Origin of the sequence: Candidatus Amarolinea dominans (genome assembly GCF_016704685.1) — a bacterium.
In the GTDB taxonomy this organism is placed as follows: domain Bacteria; phylum Chloroflexota; class Anaerolineae; order SSC4; family Amarolineaceae; genus Amarolinea; species Amarolinea dominans.
Map to the genome: position 1 here is coordinate 43,108 of NZ_JADIZS010000026.1, position 14,901 is coordinate 58,008.

Consider the following 14,901-nt stretch of genomic DNA (forward strand, 5'->3'; position numbering starts at 1 on the left):
CAACCGCCAGACTGGCCCAGGCTTCATTGGCACAGGGAGTTGCAGGCAATTCAAACTTCTCGGGTCTGACAGTTTTGTTACTGGATCTTGGGCTCTGTTTTGATCGAGTCCCAATATCCTGGCCACGGCTTGTAGCTGTTCACAATCCGGATATAGGTTTCCTGTGGGTACAGCCCGAATTGCCGTTGAAGCAGATCATCCGCCGAGCCTGGTTGCCTGAACATCAAGGAATTGATAGGAAAATCATCTGTGATCGCCGGCGGTTGTTCGGTATTTGTGGGATAGAACTTCGCTCCACCAGCGATAACGCCTTGATCTAGAAACAGCAGATTGAAGTCAAGCTCCATCATCCCCTCGCCAGTCAATCCATAGGTGGCAGCATAATATTCAGGTTCTCCAAGGCAAACGATCAGATCTCCAGCTGAGAGCCATTCAGCTGTTACACCTATGTTTGTGATCATGCTTTCCTCGAAACCTGCACTGTACCACAGGCTATTCTGGCGCCATCGCACGACATATGCGTGCAACTGCGGCAGTTGCGTAATTGGCGTCAGTGTGACGCCTTCAGAGGGTAGATGATAAGTTTCTTCCACCCACATCTTGAACTTTTCCGGTGTCATTACCGTAGAAATCTTGATACGCAAGGCAGACATCTCGTCGCAGTCGGGTTGTGCTGTACCGATGCCGACGCAACCCGCCAGGATCACGCTCAATAGGAGAATCGCTACAAATTTACTCATAGCGTTCACCTCCCACCCAATAGGGCTGTGAGGCGATCCATCTGTAGCGTTAAATCTTGTAGGAGATCGATGTTGGATAGTAACTGGATGTTGGGGCTACTCCAAATGCCAGTACTCGCATTTTTATCCGAGAACACCCAAACCGTTACCGCCTCAGCCCACACATCCCACCTTGCCGGATAGAAATGGGACTGCGCGGCATAATTCGTCAGGGGTTTCTCATTCCAGACATCTGAAAAACGCCCATACATGGAATTTCCGTAAGGCCCGATTCCAGTCTGGATGTGGCTATGCCAGTCAATGATGTGTGCGAGTTCATGCACGACAGTATGCATCAGCCAGGTTGCATCATTCACGGCATTGGATATGCGCACAGTATCGGTGCCTGGTGGCAACGCACAGGGATGGCCGAAACATGATCCCGACCTGATCTGAGCGCCCCCACCGAGCAATCTTCGTAACTGCGCCAAACCCCCGCTGAGCCTGTTGCCGAACCGAACGATCCCGGTGGCCATGGGGATCAACTGAGAGGCGAAATCCCATACGCCAGCGATGCTGATGCCCGCTTCGCCCACGGTTTCACGCAGAATCTGTTCATCCTCGAATTCGGGATTGCCAGGGTTGCCAAACCAATTTCCGCCGGTGTGGCCATGCGCTTTGTACCAGCGGTCTTTCCAACGCCATTCCTCTTGCCAACAGGTCATGTCGCCGGCCGCACAGGCCGCATAGCCTGATGGATCAACGAAAACGGTGGGTCGGGTTGCCGACATAGCTGTAACGGTTCAGATTCTGCGGATTTCCTGCATTGGGGATCAGCGTATCCGCCTGAGTGAACCGCCCCAGCGCCGGGTCGTAGTATCTCGCGTTGTAGAAATACAACCCAATGCTCGCATCCTCGCGTTGACCCGTGAACCGGTAGGTCGTCGGCGTCGTCTGGTAGGGCGTCCCTCGATTCTCACCCCACGGCTTGTACCACAACTCCGCCGTGCGCTCACCGCTGGCGCCATTGGCCGTCACCGTCGTGCTGCCCAGGTGATCGCGCAACAGCCAGGACAACACCCCCGCCACGCGCACGGCCACCCGCTGACCGTTGAAATAGTAGTATTTCGTGTGCGTCGTTGCGCCGCCAACCACCTTCTTCTCGTACAGATTGCCGATAGCGGTGACCGTCTCCCCGTTCATCACGCTCTTCACCCGGTTGCCGTCCGCATCGTACACGAAGCTCGCCGTCGCCGCCCCACTGATGCTGACCAGGCGATTCTCGTCATCATACGTCAGCGTGTAGGTGTTCCCCCCGATCGTGCGCCGCCGCATGTTGCCGTTCTGATCGTAACAGTAACTGCTGCCGTTGCTTGTGCTCACCACCGCATGCCTCTTCACCAACGCCCCCTCCGGGCAGGTGCTTGCCTGCGCCACCCCGTAGCCGTACGTCCCCTGCCCCGTCTTGCTGATCAGGTTCCCCGCATTGTTGTAGCTGTAGCTCTCATCGTACACCCAGCTCCCGGTCCCATCGTCGTAGCCCGCGCAAATCGCATCACCCGTGAAGCCGCTCAGCAGCCGATCCAACCCGTCGTAGCTGAAGCACTGCCGCTGACCGTTGTTGCGCGCATCCACGATCCAGCGCACATTGCCGGCCGTATCGTAGCCATACGTCAAGTCCTGCAAACTGCTGGCATTCGCCGACGTTCCTGCCTTCACCTGCTGCAGGCGCCCCAGTCCGCCGCTCGCTGTCCAGGGATGGTAGGTGAACGCCATCTGCACCACCGGATTGTTGTTGTTGCTCTGCTTGCCCAGCTTCAACTGCGTCAGCCTCCCGGCCTCATCATACACCGCATTCCCACTGCGCACATAATCCACACTGCTGTACATCCGCCCCGGCAGCCCCTGCGCTGTGTACGCCACGTTGACCGTCTCCGCACTCTGGGTCGGGTAAACTACCCGCAGCACCCGGTCCGCCGAATCATAGGTGTAACCGACGGTGTACGCATCCCCATCAATCGTGTGCGTTTCCGCCGTCACCCGCCCGCGCTTGTCGTATGTCCAACTCGCGCTGTTGTTGACCTCGCCGCCCACATACGCCCTCATCCCGGTGCGCCGACCCTTGCCGAACTGCGTGGCCCCATCGGACGCATCATAGCTGTAATCGGCCAACACCATCCCGCTGCTGCTGCCGCTCTGCCATTTCTGCGTCAGCCGGTTCAGCCCATCGTAGCCAAACCCTATCGTGACATTCCGCGCATCGGTCTGCGTCAGCAGGTTCCCGGCCATGTCGTACGTGTAGCTCCACGCGCCCATGTCCGGATCGTTCATGCTCATCTTGCGCCCCAACAGATCATACGTGATCGTGGTCACCGCCCCATCCGGCCCGGTCATCTGCACCAGCCGATCGGCGATGTCGTAAGCATAGGTCGTCACGCCGTTCGCATTCGCATTCCAGGCTGGCGTCGGACACGTGGCCGTGCCGCTGCCCACCTGCCCCAGGTACTCCTTGACGCTCAGCAGCCGCCCCCACGCATCGGTCTCCGCAAGCGCCTGCAAGTACCTGTAGGTGATATCGTTGCCCTGGATCGTGCTCTGCTCACGAATCACCGCGGTCTGCCGATTCTGGTAGAACGTACAGGTCTTGCTGCCATCCGGCTGCGTCACTTGGTTGATGCGCCCCAACCGATCGGACGTTGACTGCGTCGCGGCCAGCCCACTCCAGTTCACCGCCCGGTACGTCACTCCGCTCACCGTACTCGTGTACGGCGCCGAGGCCGCAGCCAGGCTGCCCAGCCCATCGTAACGCTGGCTCACCAGGCTCCACTGGCTGCTGCTGTACTCCTTCTGCACCTGCCGCACACGCCCCAACCCATCGTAGAACGTGCGCTCCTCCAGGTAGGTCGCACTCGCACTGGCGTCGCCGTTGCCGTCATCGCGCAGCAAATGCCGCTGCACATACAACCCCTGGTCAGTCGTGTAGACGATCTGCTCCGTCGCCGGATTGCCGAACCCCGCCCCCGGCCTGCGCACCTCCGTCAGCCGGCCAAACGCATCGTACGTGTAGAGCGTGACCGCCCCGTTGGCGTCGGTCTCGCTCTGCACCTGTCCCACCAACCCGCTGCCCCCCGCCGTCGCATTCATGCCGTAGCGCGTGTAAGTCGTCGTCAGCGTCGCGCCGCCCAACTGACTGTCCGGCTGCACCGTCACGCTCATCGCATAGGCATGAAACGTGTTGTCGAAGGCCGTCGTGACCACGCTGCCATTGGCCGCCGTCTCGCTCCGACGGTTGCCCCATGGGTCATAGTCGTAGGCCACCAACCGCACCCAGTTCGCGTCACACGCCGCGCCCCCCTGTCCCGCCTGCCACACCTCCTTCAATTGCCCATTCCTCGGCGCCTGGTTGTACGCCGCATAGCCGCTGTAGTCGTCGTAGATGGTGCGCGTCTGCCCTTGACATGTCCCGCTTTCGCTCCCCGCGAACAGCTTCTCCTCCGCCACCCGATTGACGATGTAGGTCGTGCCGTCATTACGCGGGTAATAGACCCGCTTGATCGTTCGGTAAGGCGTCGTTGGCGCAGCCTCGCTGGTCAGCCGGGTCAACAGCAGATTGCCATACGCCGCATCGTAGGTGTTGACGCTCTTGGTGTAACGCAGCGGCGGGTTCGTTCCGTTCGGGTCCACTACGTATTCGGTCTTGTCTTGCAGATAAACGAAGGTCATCCCGCCTGGCGTGCCCACGCTGGTCTCATTCCATGTCTGGTCGCTGCGCGCCAGCAAAGTTGGTGCCGCCCGAACCCGCGCGTCTCTGTCTTGTACAACCTGCCCTTCCAGCGGTGTTGATTGGTCGTGGTGTGGAACCACTGCTTCAGCCGCGTGTCCGGCTGACCGCTGCCGATCAAGGCACCGCTCCCCACCAGCGTCATTTCCGCTTCGGCAAAGCCCCCCGCCTCTTCGTCCCAGGTCGTCGTGTACCAGTAGCTCGTCACGATGTCGGGATCGCTCCCGCCCCCGCGCCACCGCTCCTGCTGCACCACCATTCCGCCGCTCGAACCGCCGTACGTAATCTCCACCCGCCCCTGGTAACCGTTGTTCACCGTCACCATGTGCCCATCCGTCGTGCCGCTGCCGTAGGTGTAGCTGGTTGGCGGCAGCGCATTGCTGCCGGTCCCATAGCGCGTGATCGTACTCAAGTACAGCCGGCTCTGCGACGGCGCCGCCGGGTTGGTGAATGCAGTCATGCCCAGCACGGCCTTGTGCAGCAGCGTATTGTTGGCCATTACCTCCACCCGCTGCAGGTATTTCCGTGTCCAGAAAACCTGGTAACCGGTCTCGTCGAAGTGCTCGGCCCGATCCTCCCGGTTCAGATAGAATAGCTTCAGCTTGAAGATGCCGTTTGGCCCATAGCTGATCTCCTTCACCCGCGCCGCGCGCACCTGGATGAGCTCATCGGCCGTGTAGTCGTGGTTCGAGCAGACTGCTGGCTGGGACCCCGCTTGCCGTGTGCCTTCATAGTCATAGTTGAAGGTCAGGCGATTGGGGACGGTCGGCGTGGTGTCGCGCACCTCGGTCAACACCCATTTCGTGAAACGATGCACCACCCGCTGCTCCGAAGGCGTCCAGTCTCCATTGCTGCAATCGCGCACATACAGCGCCGGCTCGAAGTGATAGGTAATGCCGCCCTCGGTCGTCACCTCCCACACCAGGTTGTCCCGGTTGTACTCCCCTGGCGTTTGGGGCAGATCAATCGTGCTGAAGGGCGTCGGCGTACTGGGGTCGAAATATTCCATCGACCGGATAGTCAGGGTTGGAAGCGGTGGGCCGGCGAATCTTCAGGAAGGGGTCCTGCACGCTGTAGAAAATCTCGCCGTGTTTCTCCAATTCATGGGTCACGCCGTTCAGGGTCAGGTGGTACTTTCCCATGCCGTCTGGAGTCAAGTCGTGCAGGATGTAGCTCAACCCGCCGATGTCCCAGCCCCACCCGGCCAGTTGATGATGTCCGTCGCCGGCCAGGCTGCGGCTGCTGTAGTCCAGGCTCAGCCCAGGCGTCAGTCCACCCGGCCCCGGCGGCGCTGCGATCGGGTAGCTCACGGTCCAGGCCCCGTTGTACAACTGCGACTGCACCCCGTTGATCCCCGGCGCCGGTTCCGGCACAATGGTGTTGCCTTGCGCAAACAGCGTGAAGTGCGTCAGGGTGGTGGTCAGCGCCCTCTGCTCCTGATCCACGCTCGTCGGCAAGACCACCCAGCGCCCATCGGCCGCATCCTGGTAGAACAGTGAGGCGCCCGGGGGCCAGGGCGTTTGCTCATCGCCGGCCGCCGGATCGCGATAGCGCAGCGTCAACCCCACAGGGAACTGCGTGACCGGCAGCCCCGAGATCTCCGTGGCGCTCAACTCGAACAGGAAATCAAGGTTCGACGGCTGATCGGGATCGCTCTCATGCGGCGTGTAGCGCAGCAAGGTCGGCGCGCGCACTGCGCCCGGCCGCACCTCCACCTGCACCCGTCCATCCGCGCTGAGCAGTACTCCGCCTTCGCCGGGCGTCAGCCACACCTCATCCAGCCCCGGCCCCGGCGTCGCGGTGGGCGTCGGCGTCGGCGTACACTCCTCATCATCCTGGCAGGGCGACGGCGTGGCCGTCGGCGTCCAGGTGGCCGTTGGCGGATCTTCCGTGGCCGTCGGCGTCGGCGTACACCCCTCATCATCCTGGCAGGGCGGCGCCTCAGCCGTCGGTGTGGTCGTCGGCGTTGGCGTGCAATCGAACCCCAGGCAGGGCGGCGGCAGCGTGGCCGTGGGCGTCGGCGCACAGTCCTCGCCCAGGCAGGGCGCTGCGGTGATCGTGATCGCCGCGCTGGCCTGCACCCCCGCGCCCACCTCCTCGCCCACCAGGGCCGCGGTGTTGGTGATGACCTGGCCGCTGACCTCCGCCAGCGCCTGCGCCTGGAACGTGCCGGTCAGCGTTGCCCCCGCGGCCAGTTGACCAATGACCCATTCCAGCCGGCGTTCGACCTCCAGGTAGCTGAAATTCCCCTCCCCGGCCGGCCAATAGGCCAGCTCCAGCGGCAGGGTGTCGCTCACCACCAGTCCGCTCAGGGCGCGGTCGGCCAGGGTGTTGGTGATGACCACCGTGTAAGTCACCACCCCGGCCGGCTCGATCTGCTGCGGCGCCGCGGCCAGCGTCAACTGCACCGGCGCAGGCGCGGGCGTCGCATCGGGATCGGAAATGAGATCGAAATTGGGATCAGGGGACATGAGTTTAGTAGCGGTATTTATCTGGGGGGGGGTAGCAGCAGCCGCCGTGGAAAAGAGCAGGCTGAATACTACCAACAGATGAACCAACGACGACAGGCGCGGCGCGAGCCGGCCGCGAGCAGAATGTCGAGAAGAGAGGAGAGAGAAAGTAGAACACCAGCGTAACATGACAACGGACTCCTTTCGTGCAGCAATCGAAACGGATGGGGTCAGGGACATTTTCCTGACTGCTGAAGGAGGTCGCGGGCGGGAGAGAGAACTCTCGCCAGGGACTTCCGAAGGCGGGAGGCGACTCGGAAGGCGGGGGGCAGACTTGTGGCTGGTCACAGCATAGCACGCGCGGCGCTCTGTCAAGAGGCAAAATTTGGGCGCCAGAGAATACTCCTTTGTGTCTTGGTGTCCCTGTGTGAAAAAATCTCTGCTACCGAGAACCGTAAAGCCGCGTGTAATGAGCCAGATGCGCGGTGATCAGGCTCAGGTATGCGCGCGGCTCGGCAATAGAGATGGTTTCGTAGAAGAGGTCCTCATCCGGGCCGCTGCGGTCGCGCCAGAACTTGGCATTTCCCGGCCCCGCGTTATAGCCGGTGAGCGCAGTCGCCACATTGCCATTGGCCGCGCGTAAGCCGCGCATCGTGTAGAAGACGCCAAACTTCACGCTGATCCAAGGGCGGTAGAGATCGCTCTCCTGAAAATCGAGCATCCCCAACTCGCCGGCAATCCAGCGGCCGGTGCTTGGAATGACCTGCATGAGGCCACGCGCCGCGGCGGAGCTTTCCGCGCCTGGCTCGAACAGGCTTTCCTGGCGAATCATGGCATAAACCAACAGCGGGTCAACGGCAAAGCGCGTCGCCTCTTCAGCCACCAGGTCAGCGAAATGCTGCGGATAGGCCAGCCGCTGGATGAAGATCGGCGTGTCGCTGACCGACTTGCCGGGCGCCAGCGCGATCACCCGCGCCGCGCTGATCACACTCAGGCGGTACGTTCCCAGTTCCTCGAAGGCAAGGGCCAGTTGATACACCAACAGGGGATCGTTCCAATAACGCGTCCGCACCAATTCCAGAGCCTCAAGCGCCGGCCCGCGCAGACGCAGCGCCAGGTAGGCCTGTCCGCGCTGCCAATCCTGATCGCGACCGATGCGCTGATCGAGGCGGGCCAGGTCCGTCACCCCACTGCCCGTTTTTGCCCAGGTGCGCAGCCAGCGCTCGGCAAAGGCCCGGCTGCCATCGTCGGATTGGCTCAGAAGCCCGGTTTCTCCGAGAAACCGGGCTTCTACCGTCAACGCCAGACCGGCCTGCAGGGCCAGGGTGCGCGCCCGTTGCCCGGCGTAGCTCTCCGGCGCCTGATTGACAACGGCTTGCCAGGCAGTCAACGCCTCACTGCGTTTGCGCTGCGCCAGCAATCCCTTGCCCAGCCACAGGCGCAGGGTCGGCGCCTCGGCCGCGGCCGGGTAATCCTTCAGCCCGCGCTGCCAGAGGGTCAGCGCGGCGCTGACTTCGTTGAGACGATAACGATTGATGCCGGCGCGCAGGAGGGCATTGGCGGCGGCCTTGTGCTGCGGGAAAGAGTCAGCCAACAAGGCTTGGTAGGATGCAGCCGAACGGTAATCTTCGCTGCGCTCCAACTGGCGGGCCAGTTCCAGCAGAACATCCGGCGCCTGCGCGTGCTTGGGAAAGCGCTGCACGAAGGTGCGCAGGGTGGCGATGGCGCCGCTGCGGTTGTTGGCAAAGCGCTGCGTCTCGGCCTTGCCCAGCCACGCGCTCGCCCAGGCCGCATCGTTCGGGTATGAATTCAGCAAGCGATCCCAGGTGGCCAGCGCGGCCGGGTAGTTTTCCAGGCCCTGGTAGCTGCGTGCGCTGAGAGCCAGGGCGGCGCCGCGGCGCTCACCCGGCTGGCCGGCGAGGAACGTCTCCAGGGCGTTGATGGCAGGCTGGTACGCGCCATTTTCGTAATCCACCTGCCCGCGGGTGAACGCGTCCACCGGCAGATCGTTGTCCACCAGGCGAATGAGCGCCTGGTAGGCATAGCTGCTGCTCGGCGCCAGGGCGATGGCCGTGCGCCAGTGCTTTTCCGCGGCCGCGCGCTGCCCCAGACTCCAGGCGGCGTCGCCGGCCAGGGCGTGCATCTCCGCCTGGTAGGGTGCATTTTGTGCAACGGTCAGAATCGCCTCGAGTTGCGCCAGGGCGCCGGCAAAATCAGCGCGGCCCGTTGCATACGCGGCCCACTGCTCGCGCACACGTAACGCCAGCACGCGATTGGGCGCCGCGCTGACTGCCGCTTGATAGGCCGCGGTCACCGCGCCCGGCTGCTCCTGCGCAGCCGCAATCTCGGCCAGGCGTTGATACACATCGTACGCCAGCCAGGGTGAACCGTTTTTCAGATAGTCCTGATAGGCGCTGCGCGCCGCTTCCCACTGCGCCAGCGCCTGCTGAGCCTGGCCCAGGTGAAACTGCGCATCCGCGCGGCGCGCATGGGTGGGCGCACGGCGCAGGAAGTCCTCGAATGCGGTGATGGCTTCGGTGTGCAGGCCATCCGCCTGAAAGCTCTCGCCCAGGTGGAAAAGCGCATCTGCGGCCTGGGGATCACGTGGGGCGCGACTGAGGAAGGTCGTGAAGGCGGCGCGGGCTGCGGCATGGTTGCCGTTGTGCTGCTGGCGCAGACCCTCCCGCAGCCAGTCGGCCGGAGCCAGCGGCGTTGGCGTCCCGGTGGGCGTGGGCATCACGGTCAGGCCGGCGGGCGCCGATTCGAGCGGAATCGTCGCAGCAAAACCGGGCGCTGCCAACAGCCCCAGCAAGATCGAAATGGCTGCGCAAAAAAGAAACCATTGCCCCGGACAGTAAAGGGCTGGACGCCGATGCCGGCATGTCTGACCGCCAAGACGCAAAGGCGCAAAGGCAGGATAATCTGTGTTCATCTGTGAAAATCCATGGTCTTATCCTGTTGGACACGGATCGTTTTCATCATCCGTGTCCATCTGTGAAAATCCGTGTATCCCTTATCATAGAGCTATTCTACCACAGCATGCGTGAGAGAGCGGCTCGTCAGGCAACTTGACCAATCGCGGGGCTTTGTGTCGTCGCTGGCGCGGTGGTATAATCTGATAACGATTTGCTTGAAAGAAAGGTTGCACATGTTCGAGGTGGTATTTTTGGGTACGTCGGCATCAGCGCCGTCGGTTCAGCGCGGATTATCGTCCGCGGTGGTGATGCATGGCGAATACCGGTTCATGATTGACTGTGGCGAAGGCACGCAGCGCCAGCTCTTGCGCAGCCGTTTGGGCTTCAAACGACTGGATCGCATCTTGATTACGCACGGCCATCTCGATCACATCCTGGGCCTGGGCGGGCTGGCGTCCACCCTGGGGCGATGGGAAACGCTCGACCGGCTCGACATTTTCGGAGGACGGTCGGCGTTGAAGCGCATCGAGGGCCTTTTGCGGGTAGTTTTTGGCGCGGCCAAGTTGCCAATGGCCGTTTCGCTCAATCCGTTGGAAAACGGCCCCGTGCTGGCGACACGCGATTTCGTGGTCAGCGCCTTTCCGGTCAGCCATCGCGGGCCGGACTGTTTCGGTTTCGTGTTCGAAGAGCGGGCGCGGCGTCCTTTTCTGGCTGAGCAGGCCACGGCGCTTGGGGTGCCGGCCGGCCCGGTGCGGCGTCACCTGGTGGATGGACAGAGCATCACGCTGGACGATGGCCGTGTCATTCACGCGGATGACGTGCTCGGCCCGGTGGTCAAAGGGGTCAAGCTGGTTTTCATCAACGATACCGGCGAGACCACAGGCCTGGCGGAGATTGCTGACCAGGCCGATGCCCTGGTGATCGAATCCACCTACTGCCAGGATGAGTTGGCGCTGGCGCGCGAGTTTGGTCATCTGACCGCGGCCGACGCGGCGCACCTGGCCGCGGCCGCCAACGTCAAACAACTGATCCTGACCCACCTCTCACGGCGTTACCACCCGCAGCAGATCCTCGACGAGGCACGAGCCATTTTCCCTGCCACCAGCGTGGCCAGCGATTTCGATCATTTCAGGATTGTCAAGGGCAAACCGGTCGAACTGCTGCGCGGCGAGAGTCTGTGAAAATATCCTGGCGGCAGTTCGGAGGTGGCATCATGACCACAACCTGTAGTGGCTTGGTGTTCGAAAACTACCACATGCGGTATGCCATCGCAGGGGTGTTACGCACCCCGGAGATATTTTCACAGACTCTGAGAGCAACCACGAGTAGGCGCCTGTTCGGAAAATCGCCCTGACCCGCTCCTGGCGTCTGGGTCAACACACACCCGCGCCAGCACAAGCACGCAACAAGAAAACCACTATGAACCTCTACCCGCTGACATTCACCCCGGTCCTGAAGGATTATCTTTGGGGCGGACGCAACCTGGCGAAGCTGGGACGTCAACTCCCGCCGGCCGGCCCTGTGGCCGAGAGTTGGGAAATCGCCGGGCACGTGGACGGCGCCACGATCGTAGACAACGGCCCGTTGGCCGGCCAACCGCTGACCGCGGTGCAGCAGGCCCTGGGGCTGGACCTCATTGGCCGGCGCAGCGTCTGGGCGCAGGCGCGCGGCAAATTTCCGCTCCTGGTCAAACTCCTCGATGCCCAAACGCCGCTGTCGGTGCAGGTTCACCCGGATGACGCCTACGCGCTGGCCCATGAAGGCAATGAACTGGGCAAGACGGAGATGTGGGTCATCCTGCACGCCGAACCGCAGGCACGCCTGATCCTGGGCGTCAGGGCGGGCGCCAATGCCGCCAAATTCCGCCAGGCCCTGGATGAGGGCCGCTTGCAGCCGCTGCTGCACGTGCTGCCGGTCAAGACCGGGGATCATGTCTGTGTACCGGCCGGAACGCTGCATGCGATCATGGGCGGACTGCTCATCGCCGAGATTCAGCAAAACTCCAACGCGACCTACCGGGTGTACGATTGGAATCGCGTCGGCGCAGATGGCAAGCCGCGCCCCCTGCACGTAGAGAAGGCGCTGGATGTGATTGATTTTGGGCAGGTGGAGCCGGCAGTGGGCCAACCGCAGTTGCTGGCAGATGTCAACGGCGTGCAGCGCTGGGAATTGTGCCGTAATCGCTATTTCGTTACCGAGCGCGTCATCATGGCGCCCGGCGCCAGCTTCGACGGCGTCTGCGATGGGGAAAGCCTGGAAATCTGGGGTGTACTGGCGGGTCAGGCGATCATCGCCGACCTTGCGCTGGCCGCGGTGCGCTTCACCCTGCTGCCCGCGGCGCTCGGCGCGTTCACGGTGCGTGCCAGCGCACCAGCCACCCTGCTGCGCACCTACGTGGCGTGAGGCGAAACAGAGGCCGGGTTTCTGCGAGAAACCCGGCCTCTTCTTAGATGACGGTCGGCGGGGTGTATTCGCCCCATTCCTGGCGCAGCACACCGCAGATTTCGCCCAGCGTGGCGTAGGCGCGCACGGCATCCAGGATAGGCGGCAGCAGATTGCTCTCCGCGCCGCCGGGTGCCTGGGCCACGCTGCGCAGCCGGGCCAGGGCGGCGGTCACCGCGGCGTTGTCCCGTTGCAATCGCAACTGTTCGAGGCGCGTGTGCTGCACGCGGTAGGTCTCTGGGTCGGGCCGGAAGATGCCGACGGGGCGCTCCTCGCCCGGCGCCTGGAAGGCATTGACGCCCACGATGACCTGGCGGCCGCTCTCCACGGCCTGCTGGTATTTCCAGGCGCTATCGGCGATCTCTTGCTGCATCCAGCCGCTTTCGATGGCCTGGATCGAGCCGCCCATCTCCTTGATTTTCTCGATCAGCGCCCGCGCCTCGGCCTCCAGCCGGTCGGTCAACGCTTCCACGTAGTATGAACCAGCCAGGGGATCAACCACCTCCGTGACGCCGCTTTCATGCGCGATGATCTGCTGCGTGCGCAGGGCGGCCGCTTGCGCCTCCTCGGTGGGCAGCGCCAGCGCCTCGTCGTAGCAGCTCAGCGCCAGGCTCTGGATGCCGCCCAGGACGCTGGCCAGGGCCTGGAAGCCGGCGCGGGCGATGTTGTTGAGCGGCTGCTGCGCGGTCAACGTGGCGCCGCCGGTTTGCACATGGGTGCGCAACGTCATGCTGGCCGGTTTCTGTGCGCCGTACTGATCGCGTAGAATGGTGGCCCACAAACGGCGCAAGGGCGCGGTACTTGGCCACTTCCTCGAAGAAGTTGTTCTGGGTGTTGAAGATCCAGGAGATGCGCGCGGCAAAGTCGTCAATGTTGACGCCGCGTGCCAGCACCGCGTCGGCGTATGACATGGCGTTGGCGATGGCAAATGCCATTTCCTGGCTGGCTGTGCTGCCGGCGTCGCGAATGTGATAACCGCTGACGCTGATCGCGTTCCAGCGCGGCACGTGACGGGCGCAGTAGGCGATGGTGTCCGCGGCCAGGCGCACGCTGGGGCCAGGCGGGAAGATGTAGGTGCCGCGGGCGACATATTCCTTGAGAATGTCGTTCTGGATCGTGCCGGTGAGCCTGTTGGCCGGCACGCCGCGCTTCTCACCCGCAGCAATCACCATCGCCAGCAGAATGCTCGCCGGCGCGTTGATGGTCATGCTGATGCTGACCTTGTCCAGCGGGATGCCATCCAGCATGGCTTCCATGTCGGCCAACGAATCAATGGCAACGCCGGCCTGGCCCACCTCGCCTGCGGCAAGCGGGTCATCGCTGTCATAACCGATCTGCGTCGCCAGATCGAACGCGACACTGAGACCGGTCTGTCCCTGGCTCAGCAGGTATTGGAAGCGCGCGTTGGCTTCGGCGGCCGTGCCATAGCCGGCGTACTGGCGCATAGTCCAGAAGCGGCTGCGGTACATGGTGGGCTGCACCCCGCGCGTAAAGGGGAACTGACCCGGAAAGCCGAGGCGCTCCAGGTACCATTCCTGGTCAGCCTGCGGCGGCGGCTGCGGGCCGGCATCCAGCGGCGTGAAGAGCCGCTGGACGGTCTGAGTTTCCGGCCGCTCCGGCGCCCGCCGGATGGATTCAGCCAGATCACCGGCTTCCCAACGCTGCAAACCTTCAGCGAGCATATGCTGAGTTTCTTCCTGCATAAGACACTCCACCGTTCTGCGGAACAGATCATGGGGCAACATTCATCCTGGAGTTCAGATCAGGTATCCCCATACCACCCATGTCGGAGTGCAGCCAGTCATGCGGCTGCCATCAATGGTTGCAATTCCACATAGGTGACGGGCCTTCGCACCGTAGGAGACGCCTGGAAATGAGAGAACTTCAAGAATTGATTGACAGGTGGGGACGTCACAGTCCGTACCACGCTCTCTCTCCACTCTTCGGGAATCTGATCCAGCTTGTCCACGGGATAGCTGCGCGGGCCGAACTCCGTATGTTCTGTAAGAATCGAAAAATGGAGCAGCACAAGACTAACCGCTCGTCGCGTCTGCCTGTTGAAACGCAGAATGATGTGATCGGTCAATTCGATACCGGTGGCAGGTTCGTTTTCGGCAAAGAAGATCTCCAGCATATCGGCTTCTTGATCGTAGATCAAACGAACCGGTGTGCCATCGGTCGCCGTAATCTGAGTCTTGTAAAGGCTTAACTGATTCATGCTTTTACCTCTTGGAGTGGATATATTGCGCCCACCCTGTCACCACGAAGTTGTTGGGAACATAGTTACCCTGCTCATCGAGGCGAGTCCTGAAAACGACTACAACCACCAAGTGATTGTTCTCCGGTAACAAATTATCGAATCGCTTGAAATACCGATACTCGTTGGGAACCCATGAATCTTGCTGGCGGCGTCCGGTGCGCAATGTATCGAGAAACTGCTCAAGCAAAGGTTCCAATTCGGGTCGAGATTCCAGTATGTGCCGCCATCGTTCCTCAGTGAAGTAAACAGTATTCCCGAAGCGGTCTTGAACTGTCCATTTCATAATTCAACGACTTCGTTCCTCCGATGAGGCATTTCCCCCAGAAGTCACGGT

The 14,901-nt window shown here is 62.2% G+C and carries 9 protein-coding genes and 1 pseudogene; 2 read left to right on the plus strand and 8 right to left on the minus strand.

Translation table 11 applies throughout. The features are described 5' to 3' along the window. Nucleotides 1–77: 77 nt before the first annotated feature. From IPF85_RS17650 to IPF85_RS17675, 6 genes are all read right to left on the minus strand, one after another. The gene (locus IPF85_RS17650) at nucleotides 78–740 is read right to left on the minus strand and encodes a hypothetical protein (protein WP_343409377.1); all 663 of its coding nucleotides are present in this window, start codon (nucleotides 738–740) and stop codon (nucleotides 78–80) included. A gap of 5 nt (nucleotides 741–745) precedes the next feature. Then, complete coding sequence (locus IPF85_RS17655; RefSeq protein ID WP_343409378.1) at nucleotides 746–1,444, minus strand: hypothetical protein; 699 nt, start codon at nucleotides 1,442–1,444, stop codon at nucleotides 746–748. A gap of 34 nt (nucleotides 1,445–1,478) precedes the next feature. Beyond that, nucleotides 1,479–4,460, minus strand: coding sequence for an RHS repeat-associated core domain-containing protein (locus IPF85_RS17660; RefSeq protein WP_343409379.1), 2,982 nt, complete (start codon nucleotides 4,458–4,460; stop codon nucleotides 1,479–1,481). Beyond that, nucleotides 4,439–5,509 carry a hypothetical protein gene (locus tag IPF85_RS17665; RefSeq protein ID WP_343409380.1) on the minus strand — a complete coding sequence of 357 codons (1,071 nt, stop codon included), beginning with the start codon at nucleotides 5,507–5,509 and terminating at the stop codon, nucleotides 4,439–4,441. Before IPF85_RS17665 ends, IPF85_RS17660 begins: the two co-directional genes overlap by 22 nt. Continuing rightward, nucleotides 5,463–7,139 (minus strand): hypothetical protein, encoded by a 1,677-nt coding sequence (locus IPF85_RS17670; RefSeq protein WP_343409381.1) that lies wholly within the window; start codon nucleotides 7,137–7,139, stop codon nucleotides 5,463–5,465. The genes IPF85_RS17665 and IPF85_RS17670 overlap by 47 nt, the downstream gene beginning before the upstream one ends. A 253-nt stretch (nucleotides 7,140–7,392) precedes the next feature. Beyond that, nucleotides 7,393–9,882, minus strand: coding sequence for a tetratricopeptide repeat protein (locus IPF85_RS17675; protein ID WP_343409382.1), 2,490 nt, complete (start codon nucleotides 9,880–9,882; stop codon nucleotides 7,393–7,395). Nucleotides 9,883–10,098: 216 nt separating this feature from the next. On the opposite strand from IPF85_RS17675, the gene IPF85_RS17680 reads away from it, so the two are divergent. Then, on the plus strand, nucleotides 10,099–11,046 hold the full coding sequence (locus tag IPF85_RS17680; protein WP_343409383.1) for a ribonuclease Z: 948 nt from the start codon (nucleotides 10,099–10,101) through the stop codon (nucleotides 11,044–11,046). A 238-nt stretch (nucleotides 11,047–11,284) separates the two neighbouring features. Further along, nucleotides 11,285–12,268 (plus strand): type I phosphomannose isomerase catalytic subunit, encoded by a 984-nt coding sequence (locus tag IPF85_RS17685; protein WP_343409384.1) that lies wholly within the window; start codon nucleotides 11,285–11,287, stop codon nucleotides 12,266–12,268. Between the two features lie 43 nt (nucleotides 12,269–12,311). Here IPF85_RS17685 and IPF85_RS17690 read toward each other — a convergent pair. Beyond that, a pseudogene (locus IPF85_RS17690) lies at nucleotides 12,312–14,010 on the minus strand (methylmalonyl-CoA mutase family protein). A 98-nt stretch (nucleotides 14,011–14,108) separates the two neighbouring features. Next, on the minus strand, nucleotides 14,109–14,525 hold the full coding sequence (locus IPF85_RS17695; RefSeq protein ID WP_343409385.1) for a DUF2283 domain-containing protein: 417 nt from the start codon (nucleotides 14,523–14,525) through the stop codon (nucleotides 14,109–14,111). Nucleotides 14,526–14,901 lie beyond the last annotated feature (376 nt).

Excerpts from the sequence above, each read along its gene's own strand:
- IPF85_RS17655 (WP_343409378.1), bottom strand. The coding sequence starts at position 1,444 with ATGACCTGTTGGCAAGAGGAATGGCGTTGGAAAGACCGCTGGTACAAA.
- IPF85_RS17685 (WP_343409384.1), top strand. The coding sequence starts at position 11,285 with ATGAACCTCTACCCGCTGACATTCACCCCGGTCCTGAAGGATTATCTT.
- IPF85_RS17695 (WP_343409385.1), bottom strand. The coding sequence starts at position 14,525 with ATGAATCAGTTAAGCCTTTACAAGACTCAGATTACGGCGACCGATGGC.
- IPF85_RS17670 (WP_343409381.1), bottom strand. The coding sequence starts at position 7,139 with ATGTTACGCTGGTGTTCTACTTTCTCTCTCCTCTCTTCTCGACATTCT.
- IPF85_RS17650 (WP_343409377.1), bottom strand. The coding sequence starts at position 740 with ATGAGTAAATTTGTAGCGATTCTCCTATTGAGCGTGATCCTGGCGGGT.
- IPF85_RS17675 (WP_343409382.1), bottom strand. The coding sequence starts at position 9,882 with ATGAACACAGATTATCCTGCCTTTGCGCCTTTGCGTCTTGGCGGTCAG.
- IPF85_RS17665 (WP_343409380.1), bottom strand. The coding sequence starts at position 5,509 with ATGGAATATTTCGACCCCAGTACGCCGACGCCCTTCAGCACGATTGAT.
- IPF85_RS17680 (WP_343409383.1), top strand. The coding sequence starts at position 10,099 with ATGTTCGAGGTGGTATTTTTGGGTACGTCGGCATCAGCGCCGTCGGTT.